General features: G+C 31.0%; 1 protein-coding gene. It reads right to left on the bottom strand.

The annotated features are described in order from the left end of the window. Nucleotides 1-1,009 (bottom strand): DNA primase family protein (locus ABDZ93_RS20050; RefSeq protein ID WP_343828292.1); only part of this gene is annotated, 1,009 nt, incomplete at both ends.

Raw genomic sequence — 1,009 nt, 5'->3', positions numbered from 1 at the left:
AATAGAGATGTATCCTCTTCAACTTCTATATAATCCTTTTTTCTTAAATGTGTATAGTGTTCACTTCCACAATATACTGTAAAGCCTATGTTTAAATTCAATAGTCTAGGTTTAAAGTTTTTCTTTGATACTGGAATAAGATCCTCTTCAAGACAATAGTTATTGTATTCCTCATAAACAGTCTTAGTTTTACACCTATCTTGCTTACTTTCTGTAATGTCATAACTACGCCTAATAAATGCTCTTACACTATCAACATCCAGGCTATACTCTTCTTTAGCTTCAATCATTTTCTTAGATTGGGTAAATCTAAAGTCATTATTTATTAACCTTTCTAGTCCTTCAAGTGCCCATTTGAATATATAATCTTTTTCTTGCAGTATTTTTTCATGGAATAGCTTATCCCTTTTTTCTGCTGGAATAACATTATTGCATGGAATTATATTAATTCTTTCGAATACATGACGACCTAAATCTCCATTGAATGAAGGTATGTGGTTAGCACTAAACATCATTAATCCTCTGTAATGTATGCTTAAAGGGTCTTTCCCTTTCTTTTCTATACTTATGATATCTCCACCAGTTAATTGTTTCATCATCCCTAATGAACTTTCATCAATAAACCTTCCTACAACATCACCACAGGCAATAAGCCTTTTATTCGCTACATTCCCAAGGCTGAATCTATCACCTAGTTTACATACATCTAATGCCATAAACAATTTATCGGTTAATAACGCATTTAATACCTTTATAGGAATTGATTTTCCTGAATCCCCTTTACCAGTTAAGTATGTAAAAGATTTTACTATAGATGCATCGTAGTTACTCAATATTAATCCATACCATTCCTGAAGAAAATCTTTTATTTCCTGGTCTTTTTCTGTTAATGTATCTAAAAAACCATCCCATATATGATTATTAGAAGGGTTGTCCATATAATTTATATCCAATTGAAAATCACTGATATATCCAGGTGTATGAGGTTCTAATATCTTAGTTTTAACGT

Origin of the sequence: Clostridium subterminale (assembly GCF_039521425.1) — a bacterium.
In the GTDB taxonomy this organism is placed as follows: domain Bacteria; phylum Bacillota; class Clostridia; order Clostridiales; family Clostridiaceae; genus Clostridium_J; species Clostridium_J subterminale.
The sequence above is the reverse complement of the archived record's forward strand: the minus strand, read 5'-3'. Positions and strand labels throughout refer to the sequence as shown.